The sequence below is a fragment of the Mycobacterium sp. 134 genome, assembly GCF_048282715.1.
In the GTDB taxonomy this organism is placed as follows: domain Bacteria; phylum Actinomycetota; class Actinomycetes; order Mycobacteriales; family Mycobacteriaceae; genus Mycobacterium; species Mycobacterium septicum.
In genome coordinates, this window is record NZ_JBLVUN010000008.1 from 6,639,961 (window position 1) to 6,656,873 (window position 16,913).

The window sequence follows — 16,913 nt, forward strand, 5'->3', positions numbered from 1 at the left end:
AGGCAACTTAACACTAATGTGACCTTCCTCACCTAATTGCTGGAAAGAATTTTCGTCTTCAATTTTGCATCCGCCGCAAACTTTGAAGGAGTACCTTTATCGGAGCTGTACTGGGCTTCGACATATTGACGCGTCCGCCAGTTACCGCAGCCTCATCGGAATCCCCGTCGACACGGAGTTGCTGTGCGGCATTGCGAGCCTGCTTGCCGTTGTCAGTGAGCGGCGGATGTGTCAACCGATACGATCCGGCAGGGACACAGCTTCAACCCAGTTTTCTCCTGTTCTCCAGGACGCGTCGCGCCGCCGACTCGACCTGACCCGCATACCCCCCGCCGAACAGCACCACATGCGCGAGCAACGGATAGAGCTGATGCAGGTCGATCCGATCCCGCCATCCATCGCGCAATCGCCGCACCGTCTGGTATCCGGCCAGCACCTCATCCAGGAACGGGAAACCGAACAGCGCCAACATCGCAAGATCCGTTTCACGATGGCCGCCGTGCGCGGCGGGGTCGATCAGCACGGCACCGTCACCGGTCCACATCACGTTGCCGCTCCAGAGGTCACCGTGCAGCCTGGCCGGCACGTCGTCGTCATCGAACGCACCGTCGCGGCAGAGATCGGTCACCTCCGCGATCGCGTCCTGCCCCGCGGCGGTGAGCCTGGGTGCAGCCAGCCGCGTCATCGGAACCAAGCGGTCATCGGCGTAGAAAACTCCCCACGAACCGTTGCGAGCCAACGACATTGACAATGGCTGCGACATCGGTCCGAAGAACCCGTCCCCGTCGTGGCCGTCTGGCCCGGAACCGAACGCCGGGGCCCCGGCATCGTGAGTATGGGCCAATCGCTGGCCGAACATCCACGCGGCATCGGCCGTAGGCCCCGTCGGCCGCAGCCGCCGCAAGGTCAATGACGTTGTGTTGTAATCGATTACGGTGACGCACGGCACGCCACCGGCTACGGCCAGCCATCTGAGTCCGGCCGCCTCCGCCTCGAAGAACCCGGGCGGCGCCGACGTATTGCGCTTGACGAAGACGTCGGCCCTGTCCGCCGCGTTGGGCATAGTGGTCAGGCTACCGACGTGGACTGGCAGAATTTTGGCCGTGTCGTGGGGGAAATCGTTGATGCGTGTCATTTCTGCAGCAAGCCTGGGGTTGGCGCTTACCGTGCTCATATCTGCCGTGTGCCTCGCCCTGACGAGTTGGCTGGCCGGTCAGCCGTCACCAGCACTCGGCGCATGGGAAGATTTCCGGCCGCCTGAAGCAGCTTCCCTGGGGGCGCAGACACCTCGAAGCATTGCGGTAGCCCTGTGCTGGCTTGTCGGCCTGCTGCTGGCAACCACCGTCATTGCCTGGTTCGTGGGCCGCGCCCATCCGGGTTCATGGGTCTTGCTGGCCACTGTCGGGCTCATGGTTCTGCTGTTCATGGTGTTCTACGCCGACAGGCTTGGCCAGTTCGTCGGCTGGATGATGTTCTATCCGCGCACCATCCAACTGCCCATCACACTGTCGGCCTGGCGCCTGGCAATGTTCGGCGTGGTCGTACTGATCATCGGCAGCTTCGCCATCCCCCGCGTTTCCCATCGCGGCTGGCGCGTCCCGGCCGCGGTCGGTGTTCTTGTCGGGCTCGTGGTGTCGGCTTCCGTAACCACGCTGGCGACCCGCGCCGGTGATGACCGCCGATTCGTCGACGCATCGGTCGCAGCGCCGCTATCCACCGATCTCCCCCTTCAGGCGACCCTGGGCACAAAACGGTTCACTCTCAAGGTATCCGACTGGACTCACTCGGACCGGATCGAGCACAACGGATGGTATGTCGAGCCCATCACTGGCGGCTTCATCACCTACGGAAGCGGGCGGGTCACCGCCTACGGGCCCGATTCGGCTGAACGGTGGCACTATTCACGTTCCGGCCCTGGCGAGTCACTCGCGACGTCCCTGCGTGTGTTCGACAGTGGGAAGACCGTTGTCGTCGGGATCGGCTCGTATCCTTCGGTATTGGTGGGACTGGATGCCACCACAGGTCGTCAACTGTGGTGGTCCTCAAACAGGACTTTGGTTGAGACTTACCGCGACGCGATTGACCATCGCCTGCCACCGGGTCAGGCGTACTTGGTCAACGAAGATCCCGATGCCTTGACATGGACCCGTTACGACACCCGAACCGGGACGCCGCTCTGGACTGTTCCCGTGCCCGGTTCCCGTTGCCGGTCGTGGGGCGGCGGCTACGCACTGTTCCTCAAGAGTGCTCAGCGATGCCCTGGCCGTGACGGGATGGATGTCCAGTTCGCCATTGCTGATCCCGACAACGGGAGTACCGCTTGGGAGGCAACGGTTCTAACTGGACTTCCCTATACTGCAGACGATTTCAAGTCTCACCGGGTCGCCATGTACACCTCGAACGCCGGTGCTGACGCCGTCGTCATCAGCGTCGGCCCTGACAGCGGCGAACGCCGTTCCGTGTTCGTAAACGCGGCAAGGCAGTCCTACTCGGATCTCGGCGGCCGGGCGTATCCGATTCTCACCACCGACAGCTCCAACGAGTTCTTGACCGACGACAATGACCGAGTCACCCTACGTAACGCGGACGGACGTGATCGATGCTCGTTCAACAATCGTCCGGCAAGTGCCACAGGACGCACGTCCGCGGACGGCATGGCGGTGATTCTTGACAAGCAGGTCGTATTCGGCACCGACAACGCGCTCGTGAGCTTCGACCGAAGCACCTGCGCGCCGACTGGGAGCATCCCCACTTCCTCGAGGGCGGCCGCACTGATGGCGGCACCGGGCGTCACACTCGTCGTCCGTACGGATGACACCGGCACATGGGTGGACGGCTACGCCTGATCCACAACGTAACCCCCGGGGCTAGGCGGCTTTCGGTGGTGGTTGGGGTTGGAAGGGTGGGTACCACCACCATTCGGCGCGTTCCCCGGTCGGTCCGGGACACGGTGGGACATCGGGTGGAGGTGTGGTGGGTATGCGGGCCAGCGACCCACCGTGCAATGGTCTGCCGGCACTATCGGTGACCACCAGGCGATCAGCGGGCCCGGTGATCGTGATGAGACGCCGGTGGTGCAGGCGATGGTGGTAAGGGCAGACCAGCACCAGGTTGTCGAGTTCGGTGGGCCCGCCGTCTTCCCAATGTTTGATGTGGTGGGCATGCAGACCACGGGTGGCCCCGCAGCCGGGCACCGCACAGCAGCGGTCGCGATGCTCCAGGGCCCGGCGCAGCCGACGACTGATCGCGCGGGTGCTGCGCCCGGCGCCGATCACCTGACCGTGCCGTTCAAACCAGGCTTCCCAGGTGCCATCACACAGCAGCTCACGTCGTTCGTCCTCGGTCAGCACCGGCCCCAGATGCAATGCGGCAACCGGCTTCTGGCCGTCGGCGTCGAGGTCGACATGCACCACCACCGTGGTGTGCTGCCCATGCGGGCGACGCGCCACCTCAACATCCCACCCCGCCTCGACAAGGCTCATGAACGCATCCACACCGTTCGGAAACGGTGGTGCCTGTTCCGCGTCGCCACCGTCGGACTCGGTGTCGTGATCGTGTTTCCAGTCCGCGACCAGCCCGTCGTGATGGGCTTGGCGGGCGGCGTCGAACTTGGCTGCCTCGATCCGCGGCAACCGGATCCGGTAGGTCGTGTACCCGTCTTCGATGGTTTTGGTGATCGAGCGGTCTGTTTCGGGCCGTGCATCTGGCTCGGGGCGTGGTTCGAGCTTGACTGCGGTGCGCAGCTGATGAACGGTGGCCACCGCCGCCAGCTCCGCGTAGTGCTCATCGGATCCTTCGGCAGCTTTCTCGGCGATCACCCCGACCTGATCCAGCGACAGCCGGCCCTCCCGCATTCCCTGCGCGCAGCGGGGGAACTCCTCGAGCCGCCGCGCCACCGCCACCACGACTTCTGCGTTGCGCGGCGTCACACCGGTCTTCCAGGCCACCAGTGCCTTCATCGAGCGGGCACCGGTGGCACCGCACAATTCGTCACGGTCCATCTCGGCGACGATCTCCACGATGCGACCGTCGATCGCGTTGCGCTGACCGGTCAGCTCCGACACCTCGGCGAACAGCCCCTCCAGACGGTGCGCAGGGCTCTCCACAACATCGAAAGAGGCTGCAGCCGAGGGCATAATCCCATCATCGCAAAGGGGTCCGACAAGTTTCTGGCCCGCGTATTCCCGCAGGCAACCGCATCCGGCAAGATAGCTGTGGTGGGGATAAGCCTGTTGCCTTTCACTCGCCTCTCGGACGCTGACATCGCGGGTGCGCTCGACCATGCGGTAGCCGTGATCAACCCGGCGCTCGACGTGTTCACCCGATTCGACCCGCTCGGGCTGAGGCGACGTACCCATCGAGAGGAGCCCGCAGAGGGTGCTGTGGGCAAGTCCCTCGACCTCGCGGCCGCTTTGCTCAATTTCGCCGAACTGCCCGGCACCAAGGCCTGGACCGAGATGGATCAAGACGGCCACGTGAAGTGGTGGGTGCATCGCGCCGGCGCGGTGACCACCATCCTCGTCGCATTCCCGGGTGCGTTCGGAGTGATCGCCGACCGCCTTGGTGTGCAGGACTTCTTGGGTTTCACCAACCAAGCGATCGTGTTGTGCGCCGTGGCCCGCGAGGACGGCGTCACCGACTACGACGAGCAAGTGCAGCTGCTCGGCGCTGTCCTGTGCGACCGTCACCTGCCCGATGCGGCCGTCGATGCTTCGGCCGATGACGCCGACGCAACCGCGCACTCGCTGCCCGAGAAGCTCTGGGAATTCGCCGGCACACTGCGTGCGGTGAGCGACGAGTTCACGAAAAGGCCACACCCGCAAAAGATTTACCGCTATCTGGGGATGCTGCCGGGCGTCGGTGCTGTGGCCGACTACTTCGGTGAACTGACCGCCCTGCTACACGCCGCCGATGAGGGTGCGGCGTGGATCAGCGAGCACTCTCCGCAGGCGCCGGCTCCGGAGCCGGCCCGAACTTGAAGATCAGCGCACTGATCGCCACCACCACAGCCGCCAACGCAATCACCGGTGCGACCGTGAACCGCGACAGTGTCGCCCCCAGAATCGCACCGCCACACATCGTCAGCACCACCCCGTAACGCAACTTCTCGCGGTCCCCGGTGCCGCCGGCCAGCCTGCTGTCGAACCCGATCCCGACGATCGTCTGCGTCAGCACCGTGGTGCTCAACTCCTGGATACCGAACTGACGCGCGGTCGCGTTCTGAATCCCGAAAGTCATCGCCAGAAGGATGAGAATCAACTTGCGGTTGTCGTCGTAGGCCAGCACGCCCGTTCCGCACAGGATCGAAAGTACGCTCAGCAGAACAACTTCCACACCCAATGCGGTGGTCAGCCAGTTCCGGACGTGACTGTCGAGATGGCGTCTCAGCCGTCCACCCACCACGGTGCCCAGCACGAACCCGATGAACGCCACCAGCGCACCGGTCACGTCCACGCCGGAGTGCGGTACAAACCAGAACCCGAGGAAGATCACGTTGCCCGTCATGTTGGCGACGAACACGTGGCCCAGCACCAGCACACTGACCGCATCGACGATGCCGGTGGCGGACGTCAACAACAGCAGCGCCACAACGGTCGACCGTTGCGTCACCGGTGAGGCGATTGCCATGCCTACATCCTCGCCGCTACAGCTGCGGAGACAGGTCCAATTGGGTCAATGCCGGCATCTGGGTGATCAACCAATCCCCGTCGACGCGCTGCAACATCAGTCGATAGGACATGTACCGCAGCGACGGGACGTTCTTGGTGACCGGGCTCGTCGACACCGTGTTGGTGTAGACGATGGCAGTCGCCTCATCGCGACTGATCGTCTCCACCGCGGTACCCATCACCTCGGTGTTGTTGGTGACCTGCGCCTGCTTGTTGGTCGGCACGATGGAGTCGATCAGCTGCCGGTACTGGTTGGCGAAGTCGCTGGACAGATACTTCGCGGCCCGATCCGGCAGAGACTCGATGTTGTCCGGGTTGTAGGTCCACAACGTGGTGATGGCATCGGCCGAGGTCCGCGCCACTTGAAGTTTGGTCGCCACCAATGCCCGGTCGGCCAGGTACGGCTGCAGCATCGCGCCGCCGAACGCCCCGGCCACCACGAACACCGCCGCAGCACCCACTGCGAGGTACGTCAGCCGCTTGCCGGCCTCGCGGTGTGGAACGAGGACCTCGTCCTCGGCCGGCTCAGCGTCCGTCGCTTCAGCATCAACGTCGGCATCAACGTCGGCATCGGCGACAGCTTCGGCTTCTACCGTCGGTTCCGGTTCGGCGTCCGGCTCGGGCTCGACATCTGCCTCAGATTCGACGGCCGCTTCGGGCTCGACGGCCGCCTTGCGGCGGGCCTTACCCGACGGGGTCCGACGCTCGGGGGCATCGTCAGATTCGGAGCCGGATTCCGAGTCAGATTCCGGGTCACCCTCGCCGGCCGACGCCTCGACCTGCTCCTCGACCACTTCCTCGGCACGGCGACGCCGCCCGAAACGCAATCTGCGGCGCGGCTTGTCAGGCTCGCCGGTGGTCAGATCACCTGAATCAGCTGGCTGATCTTCCACTGCTGTCCTTCCCAAATCGTCGTCGCAATCCAACGGCTGCCGCTTTCGACCACGGACTTGCCGTCAGGGGTTCGAGTGCTGATCTTCGTCGCGACCAGAACGTCGGCACTCCCGTTGTCGTTCCATCGCTGGATGCCGGCATCGAGTACCGACCCCTCGGTCGGCTCGGCCCGGGCCACCTGAACGACGATCTCGTTCTGCTTCTCGGAGAACATCTTTCGGAAATCGCCGGTCGCCTGTGAGGCGATGCGGTCGGCATAGTCGTTGGCGTGGAACGGGTCCAGCGTCGTGTACACCGTCATGAACTCACGTACGTAGTCCAGCGCGCCGGCGCTCTTGATCTCCGCACGACGATCCGACTCGTGCCGGACCAGAATCAGCGTGCTGCCCGCGATCGCAGCCGCGATCAGCAGGGCCGAGAGCATTCCGACGATCGGCAGGCCCCAACGGATCGGCTCCTTGGGCTCGACCGCGAAGTAGTCGCGCTCATCGGGCTCGATCCGGCGCCGCGGGCTCACTGTCCGCCCCCGTTCAGGACCGGCCGCTTGAGCACCGTGAGGTTGTCGACGAGCCAGTGGTCGTCCGACTTCTGGAACTCCACCCGCACCGTCGCGGTGATGAACTTCAGTTCCTGTGGATTGGTGCCGCGCTGACCCTGCAATGCCACCAGCATCGAGGCCGCGTCCTTGGTCACCCCGGGCAGCACCGCGCTGCTCACCGCCCAGTAGTCATTGGTGGTCGGCCCGGCCTTGCGCACCGCATCCTGCTGGGCGACCAGCTGCTGCCGGTAGTTTTCCGTGGTCAACGACTGCGCCTTGGTGAAATCCGCGTCGACGGAATCCACGCCGTAGCTCAGCAGCTCCTCGACGATCCGCGGGCCCTGCTCGGCGATCTCCGCGCGAGCCTGGTCCACCGCGCGATCCTGGCGGTACACCGCCAGATATCCCAGCCCGCCCGCGATACCGCTGAGCACCGCGAGCGCCAGCAGGACCGCGCCGGCGCGACGCCGGACATCGGATTCAGGCCGATCGACGCGATGCACCTCGGTGCGGGTCAGCAGATCGGCGAAGGTCCGGTTGCGCGAATCCCACAACGGCCACAGCCAGCCCAGGAACACCGCCGCGGTGTCCAGCAGATGCGCCAGCTCACGCAGCAGCAGCCGCAGCAGTCCGGCATCGCCGGCCGCCGACTCCACCCGGATACCGAACACCGACCGGCCCAGCGACCAACCGGTGTACGCGGGCAAACCGATCCGGTTGACCAGCATCGCGGCGGCCACCACGGCGGCGGCCACTGTGCACACCCACCAGAACCAGTCGTACAACGGGGCCGCCCACGCCAGCAGTGCCAGTGTCGCGATCAACCCGGTAGGCGCCAGCACATCGATGGCGAAGGCGCCGGCCCGAGCCGGCCACGAAGCCAGCCGGGTCTGATCCGTCCCGGTTCCCCCAGCAGAGACCGTGTCGGCGTTGTCCAGAACAGCGGTCACGACGTGACCTGGTCGAGCCGCGCGACCTTGTAGTTGCCATCCTCGGCGCGGGCCATCTTCACCCGCAGCCGATAGCCCTGCTCTTCGTCGGACTTCTCGGTGTTGGTGACCAGCACGCGCACCGCGACCAAGAGGTCCATCGACCCGTCGTCGTTGTGCTTCTCCACCGCGGCCCGCATGTCCGAGACCTTCACCTGCACGTTGGCAGCCTGGTAGGCGTCCAGCAGCATGCCGCTGTACAGGCCGGCCTGCGCCCCGAAGTCACCGGTCGAACATTCGATGATCTTGGTCTGGGCCGCGATCATCGCCTGGGTATCGGGCGCCTGGGTCGCGGTCACACAGTCCTTTGCCGCGGCCAGGGCCTCGGCCTCGTCACTGGCGATGCGTTCGCTGTCTTGATGCGCACGCAAAGCCAGGTAACCGCCGACGCCGACGGCCGCCGCAAGGACCAGCAGACCGGCGAGGATCGCCGCGACCCAGCCACGCCCCAGCCGTGAAGGCCGTGACTCGGACTCCTGAGGAGCCTCCTCAGCGTCCGTGGCTGAGATCGGATCAGAGATCTCGGTGACGGCCTCCGCTTGCGATTCAGGGGTATGGGGATCCTGCTGGTCGGCGAGGTTCAGCTGGCTGGCGCCAGCATCTCCTTCCATCCGTCATCTCCTGGTTTATTCGAGTTGGTGACGGAGTACTTCACACCGCCGGGACCGACCACCTCGCCGCTGGATGGGCTATAGGTAGCGGTCGAACCTGCTGCCGGAGTGTAGATGCAGGGGTTCGGCTGCTGTCCACTACAACTCACATTGCCACCCCGAGGCGCGGTCAGCGGGTCGCTGCGCATCGCCGTTGATTCCGGGGGTGGAAGCTGACTTGCCGGCAACGGGTTCATCCCATTATTCACCGAAGGCGCGGGAATGACCCGGCCCGGATCGACGGGCTGATCGCAGCGCGCGGCCGGAGCCGGGCAGTTACGGATCTGGTTCGGATCGCCGTACCACGGGTTGGTGCCCAGCGGCTGGTAGGGCTCTTCGCTGCGGCACTCCGCCGGGGAGGCGGCCCGCTTACCGGGCACGTCGGCACACGGATAGTTACGCGCACCGCGGACCGCGTTGGGCGCGTCCTTGGGGATCTTGCAGTACAGGCCCGACGGCAGCGGTGCCGTCGACGTGTCCGCGGGCGAACGCCACTCCGACGCGGGCAGGAACCCGGTCAGGCACGGCGGCGGCATGTTGATACCGAGGCCGAAGTGCAGCAGGCCCTTGGGCGCGAAGATCGTCGCGGTCTGGGCAACAGCGCCACCCTGCGGCAACGCCACCAACACCTGCTCGACGTTCTTGTTGTAGCGCTTGAGCATGTCGATGACGATTTCCAGGTTCGCCAACGTCTGCGGCAACGACTCCTGGACATCACCGAACACCGAGTTCAGCTGATCGGCTGTCGGTGCCGCCTGCTGAATGCCGCTCCGCAGTGCCGCGTCGTTCTGCGCACTCTGCGCCGCCAGCGTGTTCAGGTTCTTGGCCCACCGCGAGATGGCGTCGCCCGAATTCACCTGGCTGTCGATGATCGGCCCGGAGTTCTCGACGATGTCGTTGACCGGACCGATGTTGTCCTTGAAGTCACTGGCGATCGCCTGGGTCGAATCGACCAGACGCTGCAGTGACGGCCCGAGCCCGCCGACGGCCGTGGCCGTCTCGTCGAGCAGGACCGCGATCTTCTCCTTCGGCAGCGCCGCCAGGCCCTTCTGTGCGGCGTCCAGCGACGGACCCACCTCGGCGGGGACGGTGCCCTTCTCGATGGTGTCGCCGTCGCGGAAGTACTTCCCGGTACTGCCGCCCTCGGACACCAGGTCGATGAACTGCTCACCGACCGCCGACACCGAGTGCACGTTGGCACTGGCGTCGAGCGGGATGCGGTACTGGTCGTAGATGTTCATCCGCACGTGCGCGCCCTGTTCGGTGGGCTCGACGGAGGTGACCTTGCCGATCGTGGTTCCGCGATAGGTGACGTTGGCCGTGGCGTACAAGCCGCCCGAATTCGGGAGGTTGGCGTTCAGGTTGTACATCCCGACCCCGGCCCAGGTGGGCAGCCGCAGGTAGATGAGCGCCAGCACGACCAGAGCTATCGCCGTCAGCGTCGCGAACAAGATGAGCTGCATCTTGATGAAGCGGGTCAGCAACATGTCTCACTCCCCCCTTTCCACAAGCGGGCCACCAGGTGCATCGTGCGGGTTCGGCGTGAACCGGACGTCCGGGATCATCGTCGCCGGATCGCGGCCCCATGCCTGCTCCAATGCCCGGAGCATGCCCGAGACACCGGTGCCGGACAGGAACGCGTTGTCCACCGAGCTCAACGTCAGGTCGATCGTCAGCGACACGTTGATGTAGTCGCCGCGCACCGCCTTCGGGATGTTCTCGATGTTGAACGGCACCGTGAGGATCAGCTTGAGGGCTTCCACCAGGTACGGGGCCGAGCGCGCCAGCTGCTTGAGCGGACGCTGCAGGTTCTGCAGGTTCGTGTGCAGATTGGCGTTGCTGTTCGACAACGTGTCGTCGGCAGCCTTGGACAACCGGCCCAGCGAGGTCACCGCGTCGGCGAACAGGTCGCGCGTGTCGGCGAAATGCTGGATCAGCGGCGGGAACTCGGTGAGCACCCGGTCCAACGTGTCATTGCGCGCCGCAACGATGTTCAACAGCCGGTTGGTCGAATCGATCGCCCGGGTGATGTCGTTGCGCTGCTGGTTGAGCTCGTCGGTGAAGGTATCGAGCCGGCCCAGGAAGTCGCGGATCTGATCGGCGCGACCGTTGAGGATGTTGAACACCTCGGTCTGGATGGTCTCGATGTTCGGGATACCACCGCCGGTCAGGATGCCGGAGATCCCGGCCAGCGTCCGCTCGATCGTCGGATAGGCCGACGACTGTGCCAGCGGAATGGTGTCCCCGCTGCGCAGCATCTCCTTGGACGGGTCCTTGTCCGGCGGGTTGAGCTCGACGTGCTGCGAACCCAGCAAGCTGGTCTGGCCGATCTTGGCCAGGGTGTTCTTCGGCAGCTCGATGCCCGGCTCAAGATCGACGGTCAACGTGGGGACCCAGTTGATCAGTTCGATCTTGCGGACCCGGCCGACGAACACGTCGCGCACCCGCACCCGGCTGTTGGCGTTGAGCGCCAACGTCTCCGGCATCTGCACGTACAGCGTGGTGCGGCCGGACTCCGTGCCCGGCCCACCCGGCAGTGGCACGTTGGCCACACCGCGCCACTGCCCACACGAGGTGAGGATCAGCGCGGACGCCGACAACACCGCGACGCGTCGACCGACGCGGCCCCAGTTACGTGCCTTCATCCGGCCTGCCTGATCTTCGCGCAAGCGGCTCATCAACCCTGTCTTTGTCGTCATCAGCCCTGGCCTCCAGCCTCGGCGGGCAACGCCGGTCCGGCGGGAGCCGGACCCGGTGCAGGAGCTGCTGCCGGTGCGGGACCCGACATCGGATCACCCGGGATCACACCCGGCGCGGGCGCCGGCGGCGGACCGGGCTGCGGGTACCACGGCGGCGGCAACGGATTGCGCTCGTCGTACGAGTTCGGCGGTCCGGGCAGGTTGCCTCCCGGAGGAGCCCCGAACGCCGGCGGGGCCGGCGGCGCCACGATGTCCGGGCCACCCATCAACTCGGACAACGACTCCGGCGTCAGCATCTGCTGGGTGGCGGGCTGCACCTGCACACCCTGCATGCCCGGCGCCACGGTCCAGCCCGGCTCGTGGTTGCCGTGCGAGAACAAGGTGTCACGCGACCAGATACCCGGCACGGTGGTGTCCTTGTATCCCCCTGGCGGCTGCAGGCGCGGATCCGAGTAGGAGATCTGCTTGGGCAGCGTCATCGCGGTGTTGGCCAGGTTCTGGCCGAACGGCAGGAAGTTGAACTTGATCGCGTCCAGGATCGGCGCCAGGTACTGCGCGCACAGCTCGGCCGAATCCTGGTAGCCCAACCGGCTACCCGCCTGAATCGAACTGCAGACGAACTGCAGCGGGTTGGAGAAGTTGGTCAGACCCGGCAGAACCGGCAGACCCACGATGCCACCCTGGTTGGGCGAGACGATGTTGAGCACGTTGGCGGCCAGGTTCGGGTAGGCGTGCAGACCCGTCTCCAGACCGTTGCGCGGCTCGGGCTGCAGGATCGCCGTCGTCGCCTCCGACAAGTTGTTGACGTCGTGAGCGAGCACGCCGCCGTTCTTGTCCAGGAACTCACGGGTGGTCTTGAGCACCCGGTTGAGATCCTGCAGGGCCGTCGCCAGCTCCTGGTCGGTGTTGGTGAACGAGTTGGTGAACTGCGCCAGATCGTTGTTGAGCGCCACGAACTGCTGATCGCTCTTGTGCAGCGCATTGACGAACAGTGCCAGGCTCTTGACCACCTGGAAGAAGTCACCGCGGCCCTGGTTGAGGGTGGTCAGCGCCTCCGACAGCCCGTTGAGGGTGCGGTTGAGCTGATCGCCCTTGCCCTGGAAACCGTCGGCGAAGGACTCGATGATGTCGCCGAACGGACCCTTGGGCTGTTCGGCGGTCGGGCCCAGATCGTCGAGCAGGCGGGTGATCTGGTTGCGCAACTCGTCGTACTCGACCGGGATCTGGGTGTTCTCGATCGGGATCACCGCGTTGTTCTGCAGCCGCGGCCCACCTGTGTAGGGCGGGGACAGCTGGATGACGCGCGAGGCCACCAGGCTCGGGTTCAACACAGACGCCGTGACGTTCTCGGGCACCTTGTACTTGTTGTTGACGTGGAAGACGACCTTCATCTTGTCGCCGTCGGTCTCGATGCTGTCGATCGCACCGACCTTGACGCCCATGATGAGGACCTTGTCACCGGGGTACAGCGCGAGCACCTCGGGGAAGTACGCGGTGACCGTGGTGTTGGTCATCTTCTTGTACAGGCTGATGCCGAAGTAACCCAGCACCAGGGCAGCTACCACCGCCAGCGCACTGACGATGACAGTCGCCCGGGAAGCCGTGGGCAACTTGATGTTTCGAACGTTGAAAACAGTTGACATAGCTGCGGCCTATCCCTGCGACCCGGGCGGAAGGAACGGCGGATTACCCGGGAGCGGCGGGGTACCCACCGGCCCGGCATCCGGCCCTGGTCCCGGCGGTGCCGGGGGAGCATTCAGCGGCCCCGGGTGCGGTGCGTAACCCGGGATGGGCCCCGGCGCCACCGGCAACGGTGCGATCGGAACGGTGCGGGCACCGGGCGGACCGGGTGCCAATTCGACCGGGGCACCCGGCTGGTCCGGCGGCATGTCGCCGGGGATGGCCGCGCTGGGCACACCTGGCGAATGCGCGATGCCGTCAGGATTCGGCGCCGAGGTCGCCAGATCCGGAGGACCGTACTCCGGGCCGCCGAACGGGCCCTGAGTGGCCGCGGCACACGGCATCGGGTTGCCCGGCGACGGGATCCCGGCGGCGGTGGGCGTGTACGAACACGGAGATCCGGGCGGGACGGCAGGTCCCGGATGCTCCGGGGTGCCTTCGAGCGGCGTCGGGGCCGGCGGCGGGGCGCCGTTCTCGAAGCGCTTGCCGTTGGGATCGGGGAAGCGGGACGACGGCAGACCGGCGTTACGCCAGAACTCCTCGGGGTCGATGCCGCGCTTCTTGAACGCGGAATCGACGAAGGGCTGCAGGATCTGCGGCGGGATCAGGTTGACCAGCATCACCTTGAAGTACGGGCCGGAAGCCAGCGCCTCGGCCAGTGAGGTGATGAACTTGCCGGCCACGGTGAGCGTGTCGGCCAGGTCCTGCTTGCGCTCGACGAGCAGGTCGCTGACGGTACGCAGCTGCTCGAGCACGTGGTTCAGGTTCGGGTTGTCGTTGATCAGGCCTTCGACCTGATGCGACACCGACGACACCCGCTCCAGCAACATGCTGACGGCCTGGCCACGCTCGTTGACCGCGGCCAGCAGGGTCTGGGCATTCACCAGCAGCTGGTTGACCTGCGTGCTGCGGTCACCGAGCACCGTGGCGATCTTGTTGGCGTTGGCCAGCAGCTTCTTGACGTCCTCGTCGCGCTTGCCGATGGTCTCGGAGAACTTGGCGACGCCGTCCAGCGCGGCGCTCAGGTGCGGCGAGGTCTGATCGACCGTCTCCGACAACACGTTCAGCGATTCCTTGACCGAGTTCGTGTCCCAGCCGGACGCGTTGCGCGTGACATCGAGGAACGCGTCATAGATCTGGTACGGCGTGGTCGTCTGACCCAGCGGCAGCATCCCGCGCGGGGAGAGCGTCTGGCTGCCACGCGGCTGGATCTCGATGTTCTTGCGACCCAGGATCGTATCGGTACGGATCGCCGCACGGCTCTCGGTGCCGATCGTCTTCCCACCCAGGGTGAAGCCGATCTCGACCTTGTCGCCGTTGATGTCCATGCTCTTGACCGTGCCGACATCCATACCGGCGATGCGCACCTTGTCACCCGGGTTCAGGCCACCGGTATCGGAGAACTGGCCGTAGTACGTGGGGACCGCGAACAGCATCGGCACGCTCGTCAGCGTCGAGCCGACGCCGATGACCAGCGCCACCACCGCAACGCCCATGAGGCCTTTGCGGAAGCGGTCGGAACCTTGCAGTGTCCTCATCTCGGCGTGCACCTACCCGACGGCTGTGAACTGAGTTTGACGGTTCGGACAGGGCCACCCGGCTGCAACCCGTTGAGCTTCAGCGAGAGGTCGCAGGCATAGAAGTTGAAGAAGTCACCGTAGATGCCACCGGCACGTCCGATGATCTTCAACGCCTGAGGGAACTGCACCAGGATGTCGTTGAGCTGCTGCTTCTGGTCGATCAGCGGCTGCTGGATGACCTCGAGGTAGCCGATGGTGTCCTTGAGCAACGGACGGTTGTCGGACAGCAGATCTGCCAGAGAGCCGGCCGCGTTGCTGATGTTGGCCACCGAGGATCCGATCGGATCGGCCCGGTTCTTCAGCCCGGTGATCAGCGTCTCGAAGTTCTTGAGGGTGTCGTCGAACTGCTGCTGATGCGCGACCGTGGTGTCCAGGACGATGTTCAGGTTCTTGATCACCTCACCGATGGCCTGGTCGCGATCGGCGATGCTCTGGGTGAGCTGCGCCGTCTGATCCAGGATGTCGTTGATGGTGCCGCCCTGGCCCTGGAAGATCGTGATGATCGACTTGGAGATGGTGTTGACCTTCTCGGGGCTCAACGACTGGAACAGCGGACGGAAGCCGCCGACGAGTGCGTCGAGGTCGAGCGCGGGCTCGGTGCGTTCCAGCGGAATGGTGCTGCCCGGCTGGATCTTCGTGTTGCTCTCGCCACGCTTGAGCTCGAGGTAGCGGTTACCGATCAGGTCCTGGTAGCGGATCGCGGCCGTGGTCTGGTCGAACAACGGCAGCGACTTCTCGACGTTGAACGTGACCTCGGCCTGCTGGCCGCCGTTGATCAGCTTGACGCCCGAGACCTTGCCGACTTCGACACCGGAGGCACGGACGAACTGCCCGGTGCGCAGACCGCTGACGTTCTTGAAGATCGCCGAGTACTCGGCGGTCCGGTTGAACCGGATCTGACCGAAGACCACGAAGATGATCGCAGTGAAGGTGAGCAGCACCAGTGAGAAGATGCCGAGCTTGATAATCGTGCCCTTGATGCTCATGGGTTGATCGTGTTCTCCCCCACTTGGCGGCCCCACACGTATTCGGCCACGAGCGGTTGACCCAGCTCGAGGTGGTTGTACGGGGCGATCGATGCACCGGTATCCATCACCAGGTACGGCATGGGCCAAAGGTCCTTCGTGATCGGCTGCCAGCAGCCGGGCCGGCCCTCGGGCCCGCCCTTGGCGTTGACCCGCGGCAGGTTGTCGGGATAGACGTACGGGTTGCCCACGCCCATCACCAACGACTGGGTCTGCAGCGAGTAACCGTTACCACCAAGTGCGCCGGCGAGTTTCGGGCCGGCGTCGTGGTAGTTGCGGATCGTGCAGAACAGTGCCGGGCTGTACTTGTCGAGCAGAGCCGAGGTCGGCAGCAGGTCCTGGGCGCCGCGGACCAGATACGGCCCGCCGCGCTCGAAGATGTCGCCCCCGGTGTTGCCGAAACCGACCGCGGCCACCAGAGCCTGATCCAGATTGCCGCGCTGATCGTTGAGCGTGCGCGCGGTGGTGACCGCATTGGTCAGACCATCGAACAGATCCGGGCCGGCATTGGCGTACACCTCACCCAGATCGGCCAGACCCGCGATGTCGCGGCGGATCTGAGGCATCCGCGGGTTCAGATCGCCCAAGATGTCGTTGCCATTGACGATCGACTGGCCGAACTTGTCACCCAGACCGTCGAGGGCTTGGGCGGTGGCCGTCAACGTCTGGTTCAACTTGATCGGGTCGATCTGCTCGGAGATCGCGGTGATCGTCTCGAACAACGTGTTGAACTCCGTCGTCACACCCTGCGCCCGGATCGGCGTGGACGGCGACAACCGCGCCGCCGACGGGTTGGCCGGCGACAGGAACGAGATGTACTTGTTGCCGAACACCGTCGTGGCCCGCAACTCGGCGGTCACGTTCTCCGGGATCAGCTTCAGGTACTGAGGCTTGACATCCAGGGTCAGCTTGGCCTCGGGATTGTCGTCCACGGTCACGACATCCACGGAGGCCAGGCGCCCGATCGGCACACCGTTGAAGGTGACCTTCGAACCCGGATCCATCGACAGACCGGCCCGTCCGGACAACACGGTCAGCTGCGTCTTCTTCTCGAAGGATCCGCGGAACTGCATCCACGTCAACGCGAGGATCACGATGGTGACGAGCGCGAGCACCAATCCGGCCAGCTTGTACGGCGGGATCTTGGGCTTGTTGAGGGGCGCGTGCGGGGCTGAGGGCGTCGTCATGC

Annotated in this window: 15 protein-coding genes; 2 read left to right on the top strand and 13 right to left on the bottom strand. The window is 65.2% G+C overall.

The annotated features are described in order from the left end of the window. Window positions 1–262: 262 nt before the first annotated feature. Window positions 263–1,063 carry a fructosamine kinase family protein gene (locus ACNQVK_RS36480; RefSeq protein ID WP_418033698.1) on the bottom strand — a complete coding sequence of 267 codons (801 nt, stop codon included), beginning with the start codon at window positions 1,061–1,063 and terminating at the stop codon, window positions 263–265. A 40-nt stretch (window positions 1,064–1,103) separates the two neighbouring features. Here ACNQVK_RS36480 and ACNQVK_RS36485 point away from each other — a divergent pair, with 40 nt between their 5' ends. Further along, complete coding sequence (locus tag ACNQVK_RS36485; protein WP_418033700.1) at window positions 1,104–2,846, top strand: PQQ-binding-like beta-propeller repeat protein; 1,743 nt, start codon at window positions 1,104–1,106, stop codon at window positions 2,844–2,846. Window positions 2,847–2,867: 21 nt separating this feature from the next. Here ACNQVK_RS36485 and ACNQVK_RS36490 read toward each other — a convergent pair whose 3' ends face one another. Next, window positions 2,868–4,136 (bottom strand): HNH endonuclease signature motif containing protein, encoded by a 1,269-nt coding sequence (locus ACNQVK_RS36490; RefSeq protein WP_418033702.1) that lies wholly within the window; start codon window positions 4,134–4,136, stop codon window positions 2,868–2,870. A gap of 96 nt (window positions 4,137–4,232) precedes the next feature. Between ACNQVK_RS36490 and ACNQVK_RS36495 the strand changes: the two genes are divergently transcribed. Continuing rightward, complete coding sequence (locus ACNQVK_RS36495) at window positions 4,233–4,979, top strand: hypothetical protein (protein ID WP_418033704.1); 747 nt, start codon at window positions 4,233–4,235, stop codon at window positions 4,977–4,979. Here ACNQVK_RS36495 and ACNQVK_RS36500 read toward each other — a convergent pair. The 11 genes from ACNQVK_RS36500 to ACNQVK_RS36550 are packed head-to-tail and all read right to left on the bottom strand — an operon-like array spanning window position 4,930 to window position 16,911. Continuing rightward, on the bottom strand, window positions 4,930–5,628 hold the full coding sequence (locus ACNQVK_RS36500) for a YoaK family protein (protein WP_418033706.1): 699 nt from the start codon (window positions 5,626–5,628) through the stop codon (window positions 4,930–4,932). The genes ACNQVK_RS36495 and ACNQVK_RS36500 overlap by 50 nt on opposite strands. 16 nt (window positions 5,629–5,644) lie before the next feature. Continuing rightward, on the bottom strand, window positions 5,645–6,562 hold the full coding sequence (locus ACNQVK_RS36505; RefSeq protein ID WP_418033708.1) for a mammalian cell entry protein: 918 nt from the start codon (window positions 6,560–6,562) through the stop codon (window positions 5,645–5,647). Continuing rightward, window positions 6,529–7,080, bottom strand: a complete 552-nt coding sequence (locus ACNQVK_RS36510; RefSeq protein ID WP_418033709.1) for a mammalian cell entry protein — start codon at window positions 7,078–7,080, stop codon at window positions 6,529–6,531. The genes ACNQVK_RS36505 and ACNQVK_RS36510 overlap by 34 nt, the downstream gene beginning before the upstream one ends. Further along, window positions 7,077–8,051 (bottom strand): RDD family protein, encoded by a 975-nt coding sequence (locus ACNQVK_RS36515; protein ID WP_418033711.1) that lies wholly within the window; start codon window positions 8,049–8,051, stop codon window positions 7,077–7,079. Before ACNQVK_RS36515 ends, ACNQVK_RS36510 begins: the two co-directional genes overlap by 4 nt. After that, the gene (locus tag ACNQVK_RS36520) at window positions 8,048–8,701 is read right to left on the bottom strand and encodes a hypothetical protein (RefSeq protein WP_276129568.1); all 654 of its coding nucleotides are present in this window, start codon (window positions 8,699–8,701) and stop codon (window positions 8,048–8,050) included. Before ACNQVK_RS36520 ends, ACNQVK_RS36515 begins: the two co-directional genes overlap by 4 nt. Further along, window positions 8,671–10,224 (bottom strand): MCE family protein, encoded by a 1,554-nt coding sequence (locus ACNQVK_RS36525; protein WP_418034570.1) that lies wholly within the window; start codon window positions 10,222–10,224, stop codon window positions 8,671–8,673. Before ACNQVK_RS36525 ends, ACNQVK_RS36520 begins: the two co-directional genes overlap by 31 nt. A 6-nt stretch (window positions 10,225–10,230) precedes the next feature. After that, on the bottom strand, window positions 10,231–11,385 hold the full coding sequence (locus tag ACNQVK_RS36530) for a virulence factor Mce family protein (protein WP_418034572.1): 1,155 nt from the start codon (window positions 11,383–11,385) through the stop codon (window positions 10,231–10,233). Between the two features lie 53 nt (window positions 11,386–11,438). Further along, window positions 11,439–13,082: a virulence factor Mce family protein gene (locus tag ACNQVK_RS36535; protein ID WP_418033713.1), complete on the bottom strand. Its 1,644-nt coding sequence runs from the start codon at window positions 13,080–13,082 to the stop codon at window positions 11,439–11,441. Between the two features lie 9 nt (window positions 13,083–13,091). Continuing rightward, window positions 13,092–14,657 carry an MCE family protein gene (locus tag ACNQVK_RS36540; protein WP_418033715.1) on the bottom strand — a complete coding sequence of 522 codons (1,566 nt, stop codon included), beginning with the start codon at window positions 14,655–14,657 and terminating at the stop codon, window positions 13,092–13,094. Beyond that, window positions 14,654–15,685, bottom strand: a complete 1,032-nt coding sequence (locus ACNQVK_RS36545) for a virulence factor Mce family protein (RefSeq protein WP_090429141.1) — start codon at window positions 15,683–15,685, stop codon at window positions 14,654–14,656. Before ACNQVK_RS36545 ends, ACNQVK_RS36540 begins: the two co-directional genes overlap by 4 nt. Next, window positions 15,682–16,911 (bottom strand): MCE family protein, encoded by a 1,230-nt coding sequence (locus ACNQVK_RS36550; protein WP_418033717.1) that lies wholly within the window; start codon window positions 16,909–16,911, stop codon window positions 15,682–15,684. Before ACNQVK_RS36550 ends, ACNQVK_RS36545 begins: the two co-directional genes overlap by 4 nt. Between the last annotated feature and the right edge of the window lie 2 nt (window positions 16,912–16,913).